Annotated in this window: 22 protein-coding genes; 12 read left to right on the top strand and 10 right to left on the bottom strand. The window is 71.9% G+C overall.

What is annotated here, in order from left to right:
* Positions 1–4: 4 nt before the first annotated feature.
* Positions 5–1,201 (bottom strand): hypothetical protein, encoded by a 1,197-nt coding sequence (locus tag RAN62_RS36735; protein WP_305789476.1) that lies wholly within the window; start codon positions 1,199–1,201, stop codon positions 5–7.
* Positions 1,202–1,212: 11 nt separating this feature from the next.
* Complete coding sequence (locus RAN62_RS36740) at positions 1,213–1,734, bottom strand: SigE family RNA polymerase sigma factor (protein WP_305789477.1); 522 nt, start codon at positions 1,732–1,734, stop codon at positions 1,213–1,215.
* A 205-nt stretch (positions 1,735–1,939) separates the two neighbouring features.
* On the opposite strand from RAN62_RS36740, the gene RAN62_RS36745 reads away from it, so the two are divergent.
* The 4 genes from RAN62_RS36745 to RAN62_RS36760 all read left to right on the top strand — a co-directional run bounded on the left by RAN62_RS36745 (position 1,940) and on the right by RAN62_RS36760 (position 5,508).
* Positions 1,940–2,548 (top strand): sigma-70 family RNA polymerase sigma factor, encoded by a 609-nt coding sequence (locus RAN62_RS36745; protein WP_305789478.1) that lies wholly within the window; start codon positions 1,940–1,942, stop codon positions 2,546–2,548.
* Positions 2,545–3,303, top strand: a complete 759-nt coding sequence (locus RAN62_RS36750; protein ID WP_305789479.1) for an anti-sigma factor — start codon at positions 2,545–2,547, stop codon at positions 3,301–3,303. The genes RAN62_RS36745 and RAN62_RS36750 overlap by 4 nt, the downstream gene beginning before the upstream one ends.
* A 67-nt stretch (positions 3,304–3,370) precedes the next feature.
* Positions 3,371–4,009, top strand: a complete 639-nt coding sequence (locus tag RAN62_RS36755) for a fasciclin domain-containing protein (protein ID WP_305789480.1) — start codon at positions 3,371–3,373, stop codon at positions 4,007–4,009.
* Between the two features lie 20 nt (positions 4,010–4,029).
* Positions 4,030–5,508, top strand: coding sequence for a molybdopterin-dependent oxidoreductase (locus RAN62_RS36760; protein WP_305789481.1), 1,479 nt, complete (start codon positions 4,030–4,032; stop codon positions 5,506–5,508).
* Positions 5,509–5,774: 266 nt separating this feature from the next.
* Here the strand turns inward: RAN62_RS36760 and RAN62_RS36765 are convergent, their stop codons facing one another.
* Positions 5,775–6,065: a hypothetical protein gene (locus RAN62_RS36765; RefSeq protein WP_305789482.1), complete on the bottom strand. Its 291-nt coding sequence runs from the start codon at positions 6,063–6,065 to the stop codon at positions 5,775–5,777.
* A 343-nt stretch (positions 6,066–6,408) separates the two neighbouring features.
* On the opposite strand from RAN62_RS36765, the gene RAN62_RS36770 reads away from it, so the two are divergent.
* Positions 6,409–6,747, top strand: coding sequence for a hypothetical protein (locus RAN62_RS36770; protein WP_305789483.1), 339 nt, complete (start codon positions 6,409–6,411; stop codon positions 6,745–6,747).
* A gap of 279 nt (positions 6,748–7,026) precedes the next feature.
* On the opposite strand, the gene RAN62_RS36775 is transcribed toward RAN62_RS36770, so the two are convergent.
* Positions 7,027–7,935, bottom strand: coding sequence for an AraC family transcriptional regulator (locus RAN62_RS36775; protein ID WP_305789484.1), 909 nt, complete (start codon positions 7,933–7,935; stop codon positions 7,027–7,029).
* A gap of 367 nt (positions 7,936–8,302) precedes the next feature.
* Between RAN62_RS36775 and RAN62_RS36780 the strand changes: the two genes are divergently transcribed.
* On the top strand, positions 8,303–8,659 hold the full coding sequence (locus RAN62_RS36780) for an STAS domain-containing protein (RefSeq protein WP_305789485.1): 357 nt from the start codon (positions 8,303–8,305) through the stop codon (positions 8,657–8,659).
* A gap of 144 nt (positions 8,660–8,803) precedes the next feature.
* On the opposite strand, the gene RAN62_RS36785 is transcribed toward RAN62_RS36780, so the two are convergent.
* Positions 8,804–10,381, bottom strand: coding sequence for an MDR family MFS transporter (locus RAN62_RS36785; protein WP_305789486.1), 1,578 nt, complete (start codon positions 10,379–10,381; stop codon positions 8,804–8,806).
* A complete protein-coding gene (locus RAN62_RS36790) occupies positions 10,378–11,007 on the bottom strand; it encodes a TetR/AcrR family transcriptional regulator (protein ID WP_305789487.1) in 630 nt (209 codons plus the stop codon). The genes RAN62_RS36785 and RAN62_RS36790 overlap by 4 nt, the downstream gene beginning before the upstream one ends.
* Before the next feature lie 93 nt (positions 11,008–11,100).
* Between RAN62_RS36790 and RAN62_RS36795 the strand changes: the two genes are divergently transcribed.
* A complete protein-coding gene (locus tag RAN62_RS36795) occupies positions 11,101–11,568 on the top strand; it encodes a VanZ family protein (RefSeq protein WP_305789488.1) in 468 nt (155 codons plus the stop codon).
* Here the strand turns inward: RAN62_RS36795 and RAN62_RS36800 are convergent.
* Together RAN62_RS36800 and RAN62_RS36805 are read right to left on the bottom strand one after the other, a co-directional pair.
* Entirely contained in the window at positions 11,531–12,253 is a 723-nt protein-coding gene (locus RAN62_RS36800) for a VOC family protein (protein ID WP_305789489.1), read from the bottom strand. The two genes, RAN62_RS36795 and RAN62_RS36800, sit on opposite strands and share 38 nt — an antisense overlap.
* Positions 12,254–12,375: 122 nt before the next feature.
* A complete protein-coding gene (locus RAN62_RS36805) occupies positions 12,376–12,804 on the bottom strand; it encodes a hypothetical protein (protein ID WP_305789490.1) in 429 nt (142 codons plus the stop codon).
* Between the two features lie 116 nt (positions 12,805–12,920).
* On the opposite strand from RAN62_RS36805, the gene RAN62_RS36810 reads away from it, so the two are divergent.
* On the top strand, positions 12,921–13,874 hold the full coding sequence (locus tag RAN62_RS36810) for a GlxA family transcriptional regulator (RefSeq protein WP_305789491.1): 954 nt from the start codon (positions 12,921–12,923) through the stop codon (positions 13,872–13,874).
* 46 nt (positions 13,875–13,920) lie between these two features.
* On the opposite strand, the gene RAN62_RS36815 is transcribed toward RAN62_RS36810, so the two are convergent.
* Positions 13,921–14,391, bottom strand: coding sequence for a hypothetical protein (locus RAN62_RS36815; protein ID WP_305789492.1), 471 nt, complete (start codon positions 14,389–14,391; stop codon positions 13,921–13,923).
* Positions 14,388–14,774 (bottom strand): winged helix-turn-helix transcriptional regulator, encoded by a 387-nt coding sequence (locus RAN62_RS36820; RefSeq protein WP_305789493.1) that lies wholly within the window; start codon positions 14,772–14,774, stop codon positions 14,388–14,390. Before RAN62_RS36820 ends, RAN62_RS36815 begins: the two co-directional genes overlap by 4 nt.
* Before the next feature lie 74 nt (positions 14,775–14,848).
* On the opposite strand from RAN62_RS36820, the gene RAN62_RS36825 reads away from it, so the two are divergent.
* The 4 genes from RAN62_RS36825 to RAN62_RS36840 all read left to right on the top strand — a co-directional run bounded on the left by RAN62_RS36825 (position 14,849) and on the right by RAN62_RS36840 (position 18,201).
* Complete coding sequence (locus RAN62_RS36825) at positions 14,849–15,841, top strand: zinc-binding alcohol dehydrogenase family protein (protein ID WP_305789494.1); 993 nt, start codon at positions 14,849–14,851, stop codon at positions 15,839–15,841.
* Between the two features lie 32 nt (positions 15,842–15,873).
* Positions 15,874–17,022 carry a serine hydrolase domain-containing protein gene (locus RAN62_RS36830; RefSeq protein WP_305789495.1) on the top strand — a complete coding sequence of 383 codons (1,149 nt, stop codon included), beginning with the start codon at positions 15,874–15,876 and terminating at the stop codon, positions 17,020–17,022.
* Positions 17,019–17,435 carry a VOC family protein gene (locus RAN62_RS36835; RefSeq protein WP_305789496.1) on the top strand — a complete coding sequence of 139 codons (417 nt, stop codon included), beginning with the start codon at positions 17,019–17,021 and terminating at the stop codon, positions 17,433–17,435. The genes RAN62_RS36830 and RAN62_RS36835 overlap by 4 nt, the downstream gene beginning before the upstream one ends.
* Positions 17,436–17,814: 379 nt before the next feature.
* Entirely contained in the window at positions 17,815–18,201 is a 387-nt protein-coding gene (locus tag RAN62_RS36840; RefSeq protein ID WP_305789497.1) for a nuclear transport factor 2 family protein, read from the top strand.
* Positions 18,202–18,376 lie beyond the last annotated feature (175 nt).

An 18,376-nucleotide genomic window follows, 5' to 3' on the forward strand; every position in this document is an offset into this window, starting at 1 on the left:
CCCGTCAGGAGCAGGTCCACAGCGTGGCGCCGCCGGCCTGGCCGCCGAGCAGCCGCCCGTCGGCGCTGACGGCACGGACGCTCGCCCGTCCGCCCGCAGCGGAGCTGGGCAGGGTGAGGATCTTCGTGCCGTCGAAGAGGCGTGCCGTCTCCGTCCGCAGGTCGTCGCCCACGATCCAGCCGCGGGCGTTGACCGCGGCTGGCCGATCGATCCCGGCCGGGACGGCGGTCCACCGGCCGGCGGCGACCTCGTAGCGCAGCCCCACCTGCTTGCCGTCAAGGGTGCCCTCGGCGGCCAGCCAGCCGTCACCGGCCACGAAGTTCGCCGGGTTGCGCACGGTCGTCCCGTCCACGACCGGCGAGGGGATCACCTTTCCACCCCGGTGGTCGGCATTCCACCGGTAGAGCAGGTGCTCCCCGCCCCGGCCGACGTCGCCGAGGACCGTGCCGTCGGAGGAGATCCCCAGCGATCGGCTCGTCGTGTAGCCGGCGGGCAGCGGCAGCACGATCGGCTCGGCGCTGATGTCCTCCCAGACCACGGCCCGCCAATGGTCCGCGTCGCCCTGCCAGCCGGCGATCGTGCCGTCGTCGTTGACGCCGAACGCTTGAGCGCTCTTGGCGCCGGCCTTGAGCATGGTGAGCTTCCCCTCGGACCACGCCCAGGCCTGCAGCGTGTCCTCGACCGGCTCGTGCGATCCGACGATGACCCCCGCCGGGCTCACCGCCGCCACGATCGGCTTGCCGTTCGGGAAGGTGGCCCGGTCCTGCACAGTCCGGTCGCGCCAGACGGTCAGGTCGTCGCCCGCGGTCCCGGCGAGCCACCGGCCGGCCGGGTCCATCGCCTCGATCGCGGCATCGTCACCGGATGTCGCCGGACGTGCGCCGCCCGGCGTGGCCAGGTCGACCTGCTCACACGAGCGGACCCGCGCCAGGGCCGCCGGTGCGCTGCCGGTGGACGGCTTGACGCTCGCGGCCGGAGCCACGGATTCCGGCGCCGGTGGCCGCAGGGCCGAGAGCGCCACGGGAGTGCCGACGGCCACGGCGGCGGTGACCGCGACGACGCCCAGCGCGGCCGACACGCGGCGCCGGCCCCGGCGCCTGCGGCCCTCCCGGACCGCGCGATCCAGGTCGACGCCGGACGGCGTACCCGGCTCATGGGTGAGCGTGGTGAGCAGCTGCACCGCACGCTTGTCGTCGATCATGCTTTCCTCCCTCATCGCGCGCGGCCCAGCTCGTGGCCGGCCGGGTAGCTGCCGTTGTCGTCGTGGCCGGCCAGGATGCGGCGCAGCGCGGTCAGGCCGTGCGCGGTCTGGCTCTTGACCGTGCCCTCGCTGCAGCCGAGCAGGGCCGCGGTCTCCGCGACCGGCAAATCGTTCAGATAGCGCAGCACCAGCACCGCGCGTTGTCGTGGTGGCACCTGGGCCAGGGCCGTGCGCACGTAGTCGCGCTCCTCGACGGCCGGCGGCGGCGCCGCGACCCGGTCCGGTGGCGTGCCGAGCAGCACCTTCCACCAGCCACGACGGCGTGAGTCGAGGAAGGTGCGGACAAGCATCCGGTTGACGTAGGCGTCGACGCTCTCCAGCGACCGGATGCGCGACCACCGCACGTAGAGCTTGGTCACGGTCTCCTGCACGAGGTCGTCCGCCTCGTGCGGGTCGCCGCTGAGCTGGTGGGCCAGCCTGCGCAGCGCGGGCACGCGGGCTCGCACATAGGTGAGGTATTCCTCGTCCGCCATCGGCCGCCCTCCATCGTCTGGTCCGCCCTGTAAACGCAGTCCGCTCGGATGTCGGTTGTACGCGCCGCCGATGAACTGATCGTGAGTTGTCCACAGGCCCGCCGTTATCCACAGGCAAGACCCATCCGCGTGGCCTCGTGCGCCGAATCCGCGTTGAATGCCGGGTGACCCACCACCGGCACGACCAGTCAGGAAAGGCGGACCCATGACGGAGCACGGCGCGGCGCGGCGCCCGGACCATCTGTCCGCGGTGCCCGCCCCACCCGCGGACGTGGGCGATCTGCTCCGCGCGGTGGCTCGCGGTGACGAGCAGGCCTTCACCCGGCTGTACGACCTGGTGGCCCCGCGGGTCTACGGGCTGATCCGGCGCGTGCTGCGCGATCCCGCCCAGGCGGAGGAAGTCGCCCAGGAGGTGCTCGTCGAGGTGTGGCGCACGGCGGCCCGGTTCGACGCGGCCAAGGGCTCGGCGACCTCGTGGGTGTTCACGATCGCGCACCGGCGGGCCGTCGACCGGGTCCGCTCGGAGCAGGCTTCCGCCGACCGCACGATGAAGGCCGGCGCGGCGGCGATGGACACGCCTTACGACGAGGTCGCCGACGAGGTGTCCGGGCGTCTGGAGCGCCAGCAGGTCCGGCACTGCCTCGACGATCTGACCGAGCTGCAGCGGGAGGCCGTGACGCTCGCCTATTACAAAGGCCACTCGTACCGGGAAGTGGCCGACCTGCTCGGCGCGCCGTTGCCGACGGTCAAGACCCGGATGCGCGACGGCCTGATCCGCCTGCGTGACTGCCTGGGTGTGGAGGTGCCCGCATGACCTCAGATGATGTGCATTCGCTCGTGGGTGCGTACGTGCTCGATGCCGTGGACGACGACGAGCGGGCGTCCTTCGAGCAGCATGTGGCCGGCTGTGCGTCCTGCCGGGCCGAGCTGGCCGAGCTCCGCGAGACCGCCGGCCGGATGGCCGACAGCACCTGGTCGATCCCGCCGCCGCGGTTGCGGGCCGAAGTCATGGGGGCGATCAGGCGCACCCGGCAGCTGCCGCCGGCCGACGGCGGGCGTCCGGCGTCCGAGGTCGTCAGCCTGCGTCCGGCGGCACGTCTGCGGCGCTGGCCGGTCGCGGCGGCAGCGGCCCTGATTCTCTCCGCCGGCACCGGGGCAGGCGTCTGGGCCGTGCAGGAGCATCGGCTGGAGGAACAGAGCCGGATCGCAGCGGCGGCGGCCCAGCGCGAGGCACGCGTTCAGGCGATCTTGTCCGCGTCCGACGTCGTCATGAAGTCAGGTGCCGTTCGCGGGGGCGGGACCGTGACTGTCGCGTCGTCGGCCTCGCACAGCGCCGCGGTGGTGCTGATGGGGGCGGTCACCCCGCCGGCGAAGGACCGGGCCTTCCAGCTGTGGGCCGTGCACGACACCACCATGACCGATGCCGGCGTGCTGGCGGCCGGGGCCGGGTCCGCGGTGCAGATCGTGGAGGGCCTGCCGGGCAGCGACGCGCTGGGCGTGACGCTCGAGCCGGCCGGCGGGTCGGCCGAGCCCTCGTTGCCCCCGGTCGCGGAAATTTCTTTGACCTAGACCAATCCGGGCGTTCATCGGGTGCGAATCAGGAGTGAAGCCACGAACTACTACCGAGGGGTACGAAATGCGCAGCTCGAAGATCACCGCCGTCGCGGCGGCCGCCCTGTTCTCGGTGTCCGTCGCCGCCTGCGGCAGCGACTCCGACTCGGACAACACGGCCGCCGAGCCGGCTCCCACCATGACCTCGGCCGCGCCGATGATGTCCTCGGCGGCGCCGTCGGACACGATGACCAACTTCGGCGCCGGGTGTTCGGCGGTCCCGACGGACGACTCCAACCCGGGCAGCTTCGCCGCCATGGCGCAGGTGCCGGTGGCAACGGCGGCCTCCGGCAACCCGGTGCTGTCGACGCTGGTCACCGCGGTGAAGAAGGCCGGCCTCGTGGACTCGCTCAACACGGCCCCGGAGCTGACCGTCTTCGCCCCGGCCAACTCGGCGTTCGACAAGATCCCGAAGGCCGACCTCGACAAGGTGCTCGCCGACAAGAAGACGCTGACCAGCGTCCTGACCTACCACGTGGTTGCGGGCAAGCTGACGCCGGCGGAGCTGGCCGGCACGCACAAGACGCTGGAGGGTGACGAGGTCACCGTCACCGGCAGCGGCACCGACTTCAAGGTGGACGACGCGTCGGTGGTGTGCGGCAACGTGCAGACCGCGAACGCGACGGTCTACATCATCGACTCCGTGCTGATGCCGAAGGGCTGACAGTGTCACGGCGTGCGGGAGTGCCGGCACTGATCGGGATCCTGGCCGCCGGGCTCGGGCTGGCCGTCGCGGAGTTGCTCGCGGCGGCCACCCGGCCCCAGGCCGGACCGTTGGTCGCCGTGGGTGGTGCGGCGATCGACGCGGCGCCGACCCCGGTCAAGGAATTCGCGGTACGCACCTTCGGCACCCACGACAAGCCGGTGCTGCTGGCCGGGATCGTGGTGGTCCTGGTCCTCGTGGCCGCGGCCGTCGGAGTGGGTAACGCCCGCCGCCGCTGGATCGGCGTGACCGGCGCCGCGGTGCTCGGGCTGGTGGGTGCGGCGGCGGCGTTGTCCCGTCCGGCCGCCGGCTGGTACGACGCCGGGCCCGCCGTGGTCGCCGGCCTGGTGGCCGGTGCGGTGCTGTGGTGGCGTGGGCGACCGGGGCGAGGCGATGCTCCGGGGCCTGCGGGGTTCGATCGGCGGGCGTTCCTGCGTACGGCTGTGGTGGTCGGCGGGGGTGCGGTGCTCGCAGGGGGCGGCGCCGAGGTGGTCCGGCGGGCGCGCGGGGGAGCGGTGACCCGGTCGCGGGAGGCCATCCAGCTGCCGGCGGCGGCCGACCCGGCCCGGCCACTGCCGGCGGGGACGGCGCCCGGGTTCTATTCGGAGCGGTTCTATCGGGTGGACACGGCGCTGAGTGTTCCGCGGGTCGACGTCGGCGACTGGCGGCTGCGGGTGCACGGCATGGTGGACCGGGAGGCGACGTACACCTTCGACGACCTGCTGCGCCGGCCGCTCGTCGAGCGGGACATCACCTTGAACTGCGTGTCGAGCGAGGTGGGCGGGCCTTACACGGGGACCGCGCGGTGGCTCGGCGTGCCGCTGGCGCCGTTGCTGAGGGAAGCGGGGATCGACCCGGCGGCGGACCAACTGGTGGCGCGGTCCGGGGAGGGCATGACGATCGGCACGCCGGTCGCCACGGTGCTCGACGGGCGCGACGCGATGCTCTGCGTCGGGATGAACGGCGAGCCGCTGCCGCTCGAGCACGGTTTTCCCGTACGGATGCTGACGCCCGGCCTGTACGGATACGCCGGCGCTTGCAAGTGGGTGACCGAGCTGGAGCTGACCACGTTCGCGGAGTTCGACGCGTACTGGGTGCGGCGGGGCTGGGCGGCGCGGGGGCCGGTCAAGACGGCGTCGCGCATCGACAAGCCACAGCCCTTCGCCCAGCTGGACGCGGGACGGGTCACCGTCGCCGGGGTGGCGTGGGCGCAGGGGCGGGGCATCCGCACGGTCGAGGTTCGGGTGGACGAGCGCCCGTGGGAAAAGGCCGAGCTGCTCCCGGCGCCGTCCTCCGACACCTGGGTGCAGTGGCGCTGGGAGTGGCAGGCCGCGCCGGGGCCGCACACGCTGACAGTTCGCGCCACGGACGGCGCCGGGGCGCTGCAGACCGAGACGCGGGCGACACCCTTCCCGGACGGCGCCACCGGCTGGCACAGCATCACCGCCACCATCACCTGATGCTTCGCGCGTCGTCCGTCGCGCGGCGTTGCTCGGCTGCTGATCACGCTCGGGGAGACGGTTGCGCCTGACGGTCGGGCGAGGGCGGGCACCGTGGCCTCTTGCCCGGTCGTGGCGACGTGGGCCGGCACGGGCACAGCCGGCTTCGGGTGGCCGGCGTGCGCGGGCATGGGCGGAAGTTGCGGCTTGGGGATGGACACACGTCGGCGAGCCGGGCTCGGGGGAGCTGCGGCTCGCCGTGGCGGGTGGTGCGGGCGGGTGGCTGGTCAGGGGACCGTGCGTTCGATGGCGGCCGGGCCGTCCTGGTCGAGTTCCTGGCGGGCTCGCTCGATGTTGGCCGGGGTGGGGTCGCGGCCCTCGGCCTCGGCCAGGTCGACCGGCTCCCAGGGCTGGTCGGCGCCCGTGCGGATCTCGGGGCGGCTGCCGGGCTCGATGAACTCGGGGGTGTCGGAGTCGGGGCCACCGCCGGTGATGAAGGCGTCGACGGCCACGTCGTCCTCGATGGCGTCCGCCACTTCCGGCGACTCTTCCAGCGGCGGGCGGATCTCCTCGGTCATGGCTCCTCCAAGATGGATGCCCACGGGCATTGATCGATTCTTGTGCCTTTCTTCCTCTCGCTTACCCCGTCCGGGTGGATCTCAACGCGAACCCATCTCCATGCCGTTTCTTGCGCGTACGCAAAACGGGCGTTCATGCCGTTCGGCGCCGGGCGAGCGCGATTCGGACAACAGCCGCGCGCAGCGGATGGACGGTGAGTAGCCGGACGAATACATTTCTGCGGTGTCACCTGTGTGGGTGTCCGGCGGGGATCACACACGCGGTGGCGAGGGGAACGTGACGAGAGATGAGCGATCGCTGCGGTATGCGGCGCGACACTCCGGCGGGACCGGGTGGTTCACGATGAGCGACCTGAACGACGCGGAGCGCGACGCGAGCGAGGTGGTGCGGCTGCTCACGGGCCTCGCCATGGTGTTGGACCGGCGGGGTGCCGGGCCCGACGAGGACATGCAAGTGCTGTCCGCCCTCGCCCGTGACGGCGGGGCGGCGGCGGTCCGGGTCCTCGAATACCTGCGCGCCCTGCGGGGCGCCGGCGACGGCGTGGCGATGGCCGTGCCGATGCGGCTGGGCCTCTGGCGCGACTGGGTGCCGCCGCGGGGCAGCCTCTTCGCCGGCCCGCCCGGTGCGCCCCCGGTCGACGAGCTTCCCCGTCCACGCCGCCGCCGCGATCCCGGCGAGTAGTCCGCCCCGACGAAGGACGAAGAAGTCCCCGGCGGCCGCCGAAGAGCGGGCGGCGAAGAGCGGGCGGCGAAGAGCGGGCGGCGAAGAACAGGCGGCGAAGAACAGGCGGCCAAGAACGGGCGGCCAAGAACAGGCGGCCAAGAACAGGCGGCGAAGAAGGCCCGGGCGGGCAGGATCGCTGCGGCGACGACGGCCCGGTGGGCAGGCAAGGCCGCAGCGATCCTGCGAGAAACAACGAGGAGTGACGACAACCGCTGACCCGGCGGAGTGGTGCCCGGGTCAGCGGTTGCGCAGCGTGTCCGACGGCGACATGCCGTACCGGGCCCGGTAAGCCGACGCGAACCGTCCGAGGTGGGCGAATCCCCACCGGTGCGCGATGGCCGCCACGGTCGTCCGGGCCGGGTCTTCGCGCAGCAGGGCTTCGTGCGCGCGGGTGAGGCGTACCTGTTGCAGGTAGGTCATGGGCGCGCAGTCGAGGTGCCGGCGGAAGCCCTCCTGCAGGGACCGCACGCTCACGCCCGCGATCTCCGCGATCTCGCCCACCGTGTACGCCCGCTCGGGCTCGTCGTGGATCGCGTCGACGGCCCGCTGGATCGCGCGGGAGGGACCGGCTGTGACAGGCGCGGTCAACGCATCGGTGTAACGGTGCGGCAGGCCCAGTAGCAGACCGTTGATGATGCTGCGCCGCAACTGCTCCGCTATCAACGGCTCGTGCACGAGGCTGCCGCCGTGGCGGATCTCGCCGCGCAGGAGGCGGATCATGCGGATCCAGCTGCGCATCGGGCCGGTTCGCAGATCCGTGAACACGGGCAGGTCCAGGGGTCCCTCGATCCGGTGACCGAGCAGGGCGGCGAGTTCACTCTCCAGGGCGGCCCGTTCGATCTTGACGTCGAGTTCGGCCGAGTTGCGGTCGTGCAGCGTGTGGACCGGGGCGTCGGGGTGGAAGATCACCGCCTGGTCGACGTCGGTGAGCACGCGGTTGCCGTCCTGCCGGGAGCGGACCTGACCGGCGAGCGGAATGGTCAGGTGGTACGCGTCCAGGTCCCCCGAGGCGAGGGTCACAGGCGCGCCGAATCCCAGCTGGCCGACCGTCAGCGGTCCGAGTTGGATCACGTCGAACCGGAAGCGGAAATGGTGCGCCCCCTCGGGTACGCCCACGGACAGCGGATAGAAGAACCTCTTCAGCAAGTACCGAGTATCGTCGAGATCAACGCTCGCGATGCTTGCCTCGGCCGGGGCCGCCGCCGTTCTCGGGTGAACGTCAGTCATCTCTCAAGGCACTCCTATGCATACGCTGAGTATTCTTAGGGGTGGAGGTCGCGTCAATGTCCGCGGCTCTCGGTGACCGATCCAGCACATTCCGGCCATATGAACTACTCTGGCGTTCCGCGCCTACCTGGCGTAACTTGCAGACCAGCGGAATGTTGTCAGGACGCGACGTCGGCCGGTGCCTTGGTGAGGCATCCGGGCTGGGTGTGCCGGTGATGGCCGGCGGCGCAGCAGACTCCCGCGGAACGTTCGGCGTCGCCCGCACGACGCCAGGAAGAGGGCAGCCGTGTATCTGCCGATCACCACTCGCCAGTTGGCCGATGGCACCGTCGAGATCGCGCCGAGCGGTGAGATCGATCTGGACAACGCTCACGTCATGCGGGACGCCGTCAACGACGTCCTGACCACCCAGACGCCGGGCCGGATAGACCTCGACCTCCAACGGGTGATGCTGATCGACAGCATCGGCATCGGGATCCTGGTCGCCTGCTTCCACGCGGCGGCCGCCTCCGGGGTCAAGCTGGTGGTCAGCCACCCCAGCCCGACCGTCTACCGGCAGTTGTGGATCTCCGGACTCGTCGGGCTGCTCGGGTGCGCCGAGCCGCCGACACCGCGCACGTCCGTGGGCCTCCGCCCCAGCTGATCCGGCTCCCGTGCGCCCGTTGCCGCGAGCGCCGGGGACACGCCCGGGACAGGGATGCTCGCCCGAGGCGGTGGGCGGGTTCTCGTATGGGAAAGGAAGCGGGCGCCCCCGCAGAGCGGGAGCGCCCGATCGAGCCGGCACCGATCAGTGCATGGGCGCGGCGGCCTCGCGGGCGCGCCGTTCCTCACCGCTCAGCGTGTGCAGCGGCTTCTCCTTGATGAACAGCACCGCGACGACCGCCAGCGCGGCGATCGGGGCGCCGATGAGGAAGAGCTCCGACGTCGCCTGCGCGTAGATGTCGGCCACGATGGCGCGCACCGGCTCGGGCAGGGTGGAGACGTCGGGTACCTCCTGCGTGCCGCCGGTGGTGGCGGCCTGCGGGAACTTCTCGGCGAACAGGGACGAGACCTTCCCGGCGAGTACGGCCCCCAGGGCGCTGACGCCGATCGTGCCGCCCATGCTCCGGAAGAACGTGAGCGTCGACGTGGCGGCGCCCAGCTCGGCGGCGGGGACGTCGTTCTGGGCGGCCAGGACGAGGTTCTGCATGAGCATGCCGACGCCGGCGCCGAGGATCAGCATCCAGATCGACAGCATGAAGACGCTCGTGTCGGCGCCGATCGTGCTCAGCAGCAGCATGCCGATCGTCATCACGATGGCGCCGGCGACCAGGTAGATCTTCCAGCGGCCGGTCTTCGTGATGAGCGCGCCGGCGACGGTCGAGGAGACGAGCAGGCCGAAGATCATCGGCAGGCTCATGAGGCCGGCGACGGTCGGGGACTTGCCCAGGGCGATCTGGAAGTACTGGCTGAGGAACACCGTGCCGCCGAACATCGCCACGCCGACCAGGGCGCTCGCGACGATCGTCAGCGTGACCGTGCGGTTGCGGAAGATGCCGAGCGGGATGATCGGCTCCTTGGCCTTCGACTCGACGAGCACGGCGAGCGCGAGCAGCACGATGCCGCCGATCACGAAGGCCGCCGTCTCCCAGGACGCCCAGTCGAAGTGGTTGCCCGCGAGCGTCGACCAGATCAGCAGGTCGCTGACGCCGGCCGTGATGAGGAAGGCGCCGAGCCAGTCGATGCTGACTTCCTTGCGTACGGACGGCAGGTGCAGCGTCCGCTGCAGCAGAAAGATCGCGGCCAGCGAGAACGGCACGCCGATGAAGAAGCACCAGCGCCAGCCCAGCCACGACGTGTCCACGATGACGCCGCCGATCAGCGGGCCCGCGATCGTGGCGACGCCGAAGACCGCGCCGAAGATGCCGGAGTAGCGGCCCATCTCCCGGGGCGGGATCATGGCGGCCATGACGATCGTCGCGAGGGCCGTCATGCCGCCCGCGCCGACGCCCTGCAGGATGCGGCTGACGATCAGCAGCTCCACGTTGGGCGCGAAGCCGGCGATCAGCGAGCCGCCGACGAAGAGGCCGAGCGACAGCTGGATCAGCAACTTCTTGCTGTAGAGGTCGGCCATCTTGCCCCACAGCGGCACGGTCGCCGTCATGGCCAGCAGCTCGGTGGTGACGATCCACGTGTAGACCGACTGCGAGCCGTTCAGGTCGGCGATGATGCGGGGCAGGGCGTTGGAGACGATCGTCGAGGCCAGGATGCTGACGAACATGCCGAGCATCAGGCCGGAGAGCGCCTGCACGACCTCGCGGGGCGTCATGCGGCCGGCGGAGGCCGCGTCGGGCGCGTCCACCTTGGCCGTTTCGTCCAGGGTCATCGGTTGTCCTTGATAGTGGGGGTGGGGTCGGTCAAGCCGTGGGCGAGCAGGTCGAAGGCCTCGCGCGCCAGCTCGACGAGCGAGGGCGTGCCGCCGGCCGCGGCCCAGCGCATCACCGCGGTCCGCAGGGCGGCGCCGGCGACGGCGGCGGTCAACTGGGGGTACGTGTCCTCGGGGCTGACGCCCAGCCGCAGCGCGATGGCCGTGACGAGCTCGCGCTCCACCGCCGCGGACCGGCCGATGAGCCCGGCGATCAGCGCGGGGTTGGCGTCCATGACCCGGAAGCGCAGCAGCCACAGCTCGTGATCCGCCTCCATGACGGTGAGCAGGGGCTCGAGCGCGAGCAGCAACGCCCGGACCGTCGGCACCTCGCGGGGCACCCGCAGGAAGCGCTCCCGGGTCTCGTGGTCGTCCACGAACTGGTCGCCGGTGATCGCCTCGTCCTTGGTGGCGAAGTAGTTGAAGAACGTGCGGGGCGACACGTCGGCCGCCTCGGCGATGTCCTCGACCGTGACGTGGTCGAGCCCGCGCTCGTCGACGAGGCGCAGCGCGGCGGCGATCAGCGCCTGCCGCGTCTGCTGTTTCTTCCGGTCGCGCCGGCCCGGCGGCGCGGTCTGCTGGGGCACGCCCTCACCGTACGGTGATTTTTGCAGGCCGTGCAAACTTTTATCGCCTGCAAAGCTGTGGCCTCCATGACAGCAGGGCAGAATCGAGTCACCATGCGGCGGCTCCTTCTCGGCACCATCTCCCTGCTCTACGCGGCGGCGGTCATCCTGATCACGATCTTCCCGATCCGCCCGCACCCGGCGTCCTACTGGGCGGGGGAGCCCTTCAGCGGCATGGTCCACTGGATCCCGGGCGACGTGGACGCGCCGAGCTTCGTGCTCAACGTGATCATGTTGCTGCCCTTCGGCGTGCTCGGGCCGCTGCTCTCCCGCCGCTGCGACGGGTACGGCCCGATCGCCTGGCGCGCCGCCACGGCCAGCGCGGCGATCGAGCTGACCCAGCTGGTGCTCGGCCTGACGCTGGGCAGCCGGCGTACGATCGACGTCAACGACCTAGTCGCGAACACGGCCGGCGCCCTGCTCGGACTGCTGATCCTGCGCCTGGCAGTGCCGGCCCGGGCGCACCGGGCGAGGTTGGCGGGGGTCACACCAGCAGATCCGGCTCCACGTGGTGGATCTTGACCGGCATGCCGTCCGGGGTCTCGACGTGCAGCCGCGTACCCAGATCGGGGTCGGTCTTCGTCTCCACCACGGTCACGTTGCGCTCGCGCAGCATGCGTTCGAGCCGGTCGAGCGGCATGGTCGCGGAGAAGTTGAGCTCCACGGTGCTCTCGCCGCGGGTGGGGTCGGGCGGGCGGACGACCAGGCCGATCTGGGCCGTTCCGACCTGCATGAGCACCCACTCGCCGTCCCGGTCGCCGTGCACGAGCTCCCCGCCGAACGCCTCGTAGAAGGCGACGGCCGCGGCCATGTCGGCGACGTGCACCATGGGCTGCAGGGCGAGGCCGACGATCTGCGGGCGCGGGGTGGGCGGCGCGGGGACCTTGGCGACGCCGCGCTGGTTGGCCGGCCGGCGACCGGTGGGTGCGGCCCAGCCCGCCGCCCGGTTTTTCGTGGGCCTCGGCCGCTGCTGCTGCTCAGGGGCCGCGGCCGGGGGTTCGGGGGCGGGCCCGGCCTGCGGGTCGGGTCCGGGCTTGGCCTCGGGTTCGGCCTCGGGCGGTGGTGTGAGGAAGGGCGCGGGGATCGGGCGCGGATCGGCGGCGCGGCCGGAGACGGGACGGCGCGGCCCCGGGGTGGCGGGCGTGGCGCTCGGCCTGCCCCGGGTCGCCGCCTTGCCTCCGGACGGCGCCGGTCGTTGCTTGGCCATGGCGGACTCCTGTCGAGCGGCTCTCGGGCGCCGGCGGGTGCCGTCACCCGAGGGGCTCAACGACTGATGGCGTCCGTCGATACATCTCCCCGTGTGCCGTTTTTCGATGGGTGATCCGGACGTCACGCCCCCGTCGTGGAGCCGGGGCGGACGATCATGAGGACGACGACCGCCGCCCACAGCAGGTTGAAGATGCCTGTGACCATGCCCAGCCGGCGGGCCGTGTTCTCCTTCGGCGCGGCCAGGGCCTCGGCCTGACGCGGCAGCACCACGCCCACCAGCAGCAGGGCGGAAACCGCGGTCAGCACCATCGATGCGATCAGCCACGCGTCGGTGAGGACGCCGAGTGTACTGGCCGTGGCCAGGCCGAAGACGGGCACGAGCAGGCCCAGCGCCGCGTAGACCCGGCAGATCCGGTGCAGGGTCCGCAGCACCGCCGGATCGGCAGGGCGCCGTCGGAGCAGCCCCGGGAACATGCTGGCCGCCACAGTCACCGGGCCGATCGCGACAATGGCCGCGAGGACGTGCAGGGAGAGAAGCACTTTTGTCACGCCTGACGACCGTAGGGACGCCCACCGCCCGCGGACAGCGGCCGGAATGCCACATGTCAACGGATTCCCGCCACCCCCGGCGGCTGACGGTCCGGCGGGGCCTACAGTGCGACGTCATGCACATCGTGGCCGTGCTCGCCCTCGACGGCGTGATCGCCTTCGACTTGTCGACGCCCCTGGAGGTCTTCGGCCGGACCCGGCTCGCCGACGGGTCACCCGCTTACGAGGTACGCGTCTGCGCGCCGGCCGGGGAAGTCGACGCGGGCGCCTTCACGCTGCGGACCCGGTGGGGGCTCGACGCGCTGGCAACGGCCGGCACCATCATCGTGCCGGGGATCGCGGACGTCTCGGGTGGCGTACCCCCCGAAGTCGTGGCCGGGTTGCGGGATGCCGCCGCGCGCGGCACCCGGATCGCCTCGATCTGTGCGGGCGCGTTCGTGCTGGCCGCGACCGGTCTGCTGGACGGGCGCCGGGCGACCACGCACTGGCTCGGCGCGGCCGGGCTCGCCGAGCGTTACCCTGAGATCGACGTCGACCCGGACGTCCTCTACGTCGACAACGGCCAGATCCTGACCTCGGCCGGCGCCGCCGCGGGCCTCGACCTGTGCCTGCACCTGATCCGCCGCGACCACGGCTCGGCCGTCGCCGCGGACGCCGCCCGGCTGTCCGTGATGCCGCTGGAACGCGACGGCGGCCAGGCGCAGTTCATCGTGCCGGAACGCCCGCCCGCCCCGCGCGGCTCCGAGCTCGAACCGCTCCTGCGCTGGCTCGACGAGAGCGCCGGCCGCGACCTGACCACCGCCGAGATCGCGGCGCGCGCGGGCATGAGCACACGCACGTTGAACCGGCGCTTCCGCGAGCACACCGGCACGACGCCGCTGCAGTGGCTGCACCGCACCCGCGTCCGCCACGCCCAGCACCTGCTCGAGACCACCGGGGACGGCGTCGACCGGATCGGCGCCACGGTCGGCTTCGGCTCGCCGACCGCCTTCCGCGACCGCTTCAAGCGCATCGTCGGCACGAGCCCGCACGACTATCGCCGCGCCTTCCGCACCCGCACCCCGGCCTGAGCCGCCGCGGCGAATCAGTCGTCGAGCCGGCCGCGCTTCGAAACCGTCAGTCGTTGAGCTGGGCGCGTTCGATCTCGCCGAGGGCCGCCGTCAGCACCTCCTCCGGTTTCTCGCCGACCGTCAGATGACTGATGAGCAACGCGGCGTGCAGCCCCAGCGCGTCCGGCTTCGGCGGCGGGGAGCCGTCGTCCTCCCACACCTGCAGGGCGTTGGCGAGCAGGAACAGCAGCACCTGCGGGTCGACCTCGGGACACCACGCGGCGGCGGCGCGCACGCTGCTCGACAACACCTCGCGTACGTCGTCGGCGTCGAGCCCGTCGGGATGCCGCGCCTCCAGGAGCACGCGCACAGCCGTGCCGAGGATCAGGCCCGTCTGAGCCTGGTCCTGCGCGGCGAGCTCGGCCACCGCCTCGGTCAGCGCCACGCGCTCCTGGCGCCGGGCCGCCCCCACCGCCGCCACCGTGGCCGCCGCGATCGGGCGGGCCGGCGCGGGCAGATGCCGCCATTCGTTGGTCACACGAGCACGCTAGCCCCGGGGTCCGACACTTTTTCCGCCGGGAACCGCTCGATGTTGTCGACGACCCACCGGCGCAACAGGGCGAGGGGCTCGCAGGCGTCCCGGCCGAGCGGGGTCAGCGAGTATTCGACGTGCAACGGGACGGCCGGGAACACCGTACGGTCGATCAAGCCGTGCTCCTCCAGGCGGCGCAGTGTGGCGGTGAGCACCTTCGGGCTCACGCCGTCGAGCCGCGTGCGGAGCTCGCCGAAGCGGCGCGGGCCGTCCTCGAGGGCGCCGAGGGCGAGCGCGCTCCACTTGTTGGCCAGCAGATCCAGCATCTGACGGCACGGGCAGGAGGCGTCGTAGACGTCGTGGACCCGGCCGCACGAGGTGGTTGTCACGGCCCCACCGTAGTACCCAAAGGGAACCAGTGGCCGTTGACGGTAACTAGGGTCACCGAAATACCGTCCCCGACATGGCTGAACTCATGAAAGCGGTGGGCTACCGCATGTCCCTCCCGATCACCGACGCGGAGTCGCTCGTCGACCTCGAGCTGCCGGTGCCGGCGCCGGGCGCGCACGATCTGCTCGTCCGGGTGCGGGCGGTTTCGGTCAATCCCGTGGACGTCAAGGTGCGCGCCGGGGGCGACCCCGGGGCCGAACCCAAGATCCTCGGGTACGACGCAGCCGGCGTCGTGGAACAGGTCGGCAGCGCGGTCACGCTCTTCCGGCCCGGCGACGAGGTCTGGTACGCGGGAAGCATCGCCCGCCCCGGCACCAACGCCGAGCTGCACCTCGTGGACGAGCGCATCGTGGGTCCGAAACCGGTCACCCTCGACTTCGCCGAGGCCGCCGCGCTGCCCCTGACCGCGATCACCGCGTGGGAGTCGCTCTTCGACCGCCTCCGGCTGACTGCGGAGAGTACGGGCACCCTGCTCGTCATGGGCGGCGCCGGTGGCGTGGGTTCGATCCTCGTCCAGCTCGCCCGCAAGCTGACCAAGCTCGAGATCGTGGCCACCGCGTCGCGCCCCGAGTCGCGGCAGTGGGCGCTGGACCAGGGCGCCCACCGGGTCGTCGGGCACGACGAGCTCGTGGCGGCGCTGCCGGACGGCGTCGACTACGTCTTCTCACCGCACACCAAGGACATGATCGACACGTACGCCCGGATCGTCCGCCCGTACGGTGCGGTCGTCGCGATCGACGAGCCGGCCGGGCTGGAGCTGCTGCCGCTGAAGTCGAAGAGCATCGCCTTCCACTGGGAGCTGATGTTCACCGCCGTGCTCTACGGTCCCGCGGACAACGCGCAGCACGATCTCCTCGCCGAAGTCGCGCGGCTGGTCGACAAGGGTGTGCTGCGGACCACTCTGACGACCCGGTTCGACGGCATCAACGCCGAGAACCTGCGGAAAGCCCATGCCGTGGTCGAGTCGGGGTCCGCGATCGGGAAGACGGTCGTGGCGGGCTTCTGAAAATTGTCGGCAGGGCCTGGCAGGGTGTCCCCATGACGCTGCACGAGGTTCTGGCCGCACGCGTCGAGCGAGGCGAGCTCCCCGGAGCCGTCACGCTCGTCGCCCGCGGCGACGATGTCCAGGTCGACGCGATCGGCACCACCGCGTTCGGCGGCGCCGGGCCCATGCGCCGCGACACGGTCTTCCGCATCGCGTCGCTGACCAAGCCGCTGCTCGCCGCCCTCACCATGGTCCTGGTCGAGGACGACGTGATCGATCTCGAGGAGCCGGTCCACCGGCTGCTGCCCGAGCTGGCCGGCCAGCGGGTCCTCGCCCGCCCCGACGGCCCGCTCGACAAGACCGTCCCGCTCGACCGGCCGGTGACCGTCGAGGATCTGCTGACCTTCCGGCTCGGCTCCGGCATGGTGACCGAGCCCGTCCACAACCCGCCGTGGCCGGTCCTCCACGCGCTCCGCGAGCAGCAGGTGATCTCGGGTCCGCCCTATCCGCCGAACCCGTTGACCCCCGACGAGTGGATCCGCCGCTTCGCCGCCGTTCCGCTCATGTACCAGCCGGGGCAGAAGTGGCAGTACAACACGGGATCCGACGTGCTGGGCGTCCTGCTGGCCCGCGCGGGCGGCCGGCCGCTGGGCGACGTCTTCCGGGAGCGTCTGCTCGATCCGCTCGGCCTGCGGGCGACCGGCTTCACAGTGCCGGCCGGGTCCGAGCTTCCGCCGCTCTACGGCACCGACCAGGAGAGCGGCACGATGGTCGAGATCCCGGGCTCCGGCCCCGAGACCTGGATCGAGCCGCCCGTCTTCCCGTCCGGCTCCGGCGGCCTGGTGTCCACGGTCGACGACTACCACACGTTCGCCCGGATGCTGCGGCACAAGGGCGTGCACGGCGGCACCCGCATCCTGTCGGAGAAGTCCGTCGAGCTGATCACCTCCAACCACCTGACGCCCGAGCAGATCACCGGTGCCGGCGGGCTGCTGTCGGGGGCGGGCTGGGGCTTCGGCGTGGCTGTCGTCGTCGCGGCGGGCGGCATCGGGCGCCCCGGACAGTACGGATGGTCGGGCGGCACGGGCACCGACTGGTTCAACGATCCCCGCGAGGACCTCACCGCCATCCTGTTCACGCAGGTCAACGACATCCTGTGGAACGGGACGCTCACCGACTTCCAGCGGGAGGTCTACGCATGATCGCCGTCACGGCCGTGGACCACCTGGTCCTCACGGTCGCCTCGATCGACCGCACCGTGGCGTTCTACCGCGACGTGCTGGGGCTGCGGGCGGAGCAGTTCGGCGCGGGCCGGTGGGCGCTGCACTTCGGCGACCAGAAGTTCAACCTCCACGAGGCGGGGCACGAGTTCGAGCCGAAGGCCGCCGCGCCGGCGCCGGGTGCGATCGACGTCTGCCTGGTGACCGCCACCCCGCTCGACCAGGTGACGTCCGAGCTGCGGGCGCACGGCGTGCCGATCGTCGAGGGGCCGGTGGAGCGGACGGGGGCCCGGGGCCCGATCATCAGCGTCTACGTGCGTGACCCGGACGGCAACCTGATCGAGCTGGCCAATTACGCCGATCCGAGTTTCGCCGCCACCCGGGAGGCACCTTGATCGGTCGTCCCGGCGAGGGTGCCGAGGACGAGCAGGCCGGCCTGGGTGTGGTCGAGTTCGCGTAGCAGCCCGGCCCCGGCCAGCCGGTTCCACCACGCCCGCGGGTCCGGTGCCGCCGTGGCGCGGGCGGCTGTCTGATCGAGCCGTCCGGGGCGCGGGCGGCTGTCTGACCGAGCCGATTTCAGCGCGCCGCGGGTCCAGTTTCGCCGGGCTGTGGGCTGCGGGCGCGGGCGGCTGTCGGATTGGGCTCGCGAGCCTCGCCGCGGGTCGAGTTGCCGCCGGGCGCGGGGCGGCGAGCTGAGCGAGATGGCGAGCCGCGCGGCGGTGAGAGTGCCGGCGCGGGGCGGGGTGACATGATGGGGGCGGCGAAGGAGGGACAATGACCAGTCTCGATGCGGTCACCGGCTGGGTGGCCAGCTACCGGGCGGCCTGGGAGTCCAACGACCCGGACGACATCGGGGGCCTCTTCGCCGAGGACGCCGCCTACTTCACCGAGCCGTGGGCCAAGCCGTGGCTGGGGCGCGACGAGATCGTCAAGTGCTGGCTGCAGCGCAAGGACAACCCGGGCTCGACGACCTTCGAGTGGCATCCCGTCATCGTGACCGACGAGCTGGCCGTGGTGGCGGCGCGCACGGTCTACACCGAGCTCGCCCAGATCTTCCACAACATGTGGGTGCTCCGCCTCGACACCAACGGGCAGGCCCGCCAGTTCACGGAGTGGTGGATGCAGCAGCCCCCGTCCGACGCGGCCCGCGAGACGCCCTGACCACTCCGCCCGCCCCGCGTTCGTCTCGTTCTTGCCCGACACCGCGATGTCGGCCGGATTCGACGACCGTCCGGCCCGAGCCTGCGATGACCGACCGCTCGCGGTTTTGCCACGCGTCGGTGGCTCGCGATTCCGTCGCTCGATGGTTGCTCGCGGTGCCGCCGGGCTGCGTGAC

This window comes from Symbioplanes lichenis, assembly GCF_030709675.1.
Taxonomy (GTDB): Bacteria; Actinomycetota; Actinomycetes; order Mycobacteriales; family Micromonosporaceae; genus Actinoplanes; species Actinoplanes lichenis.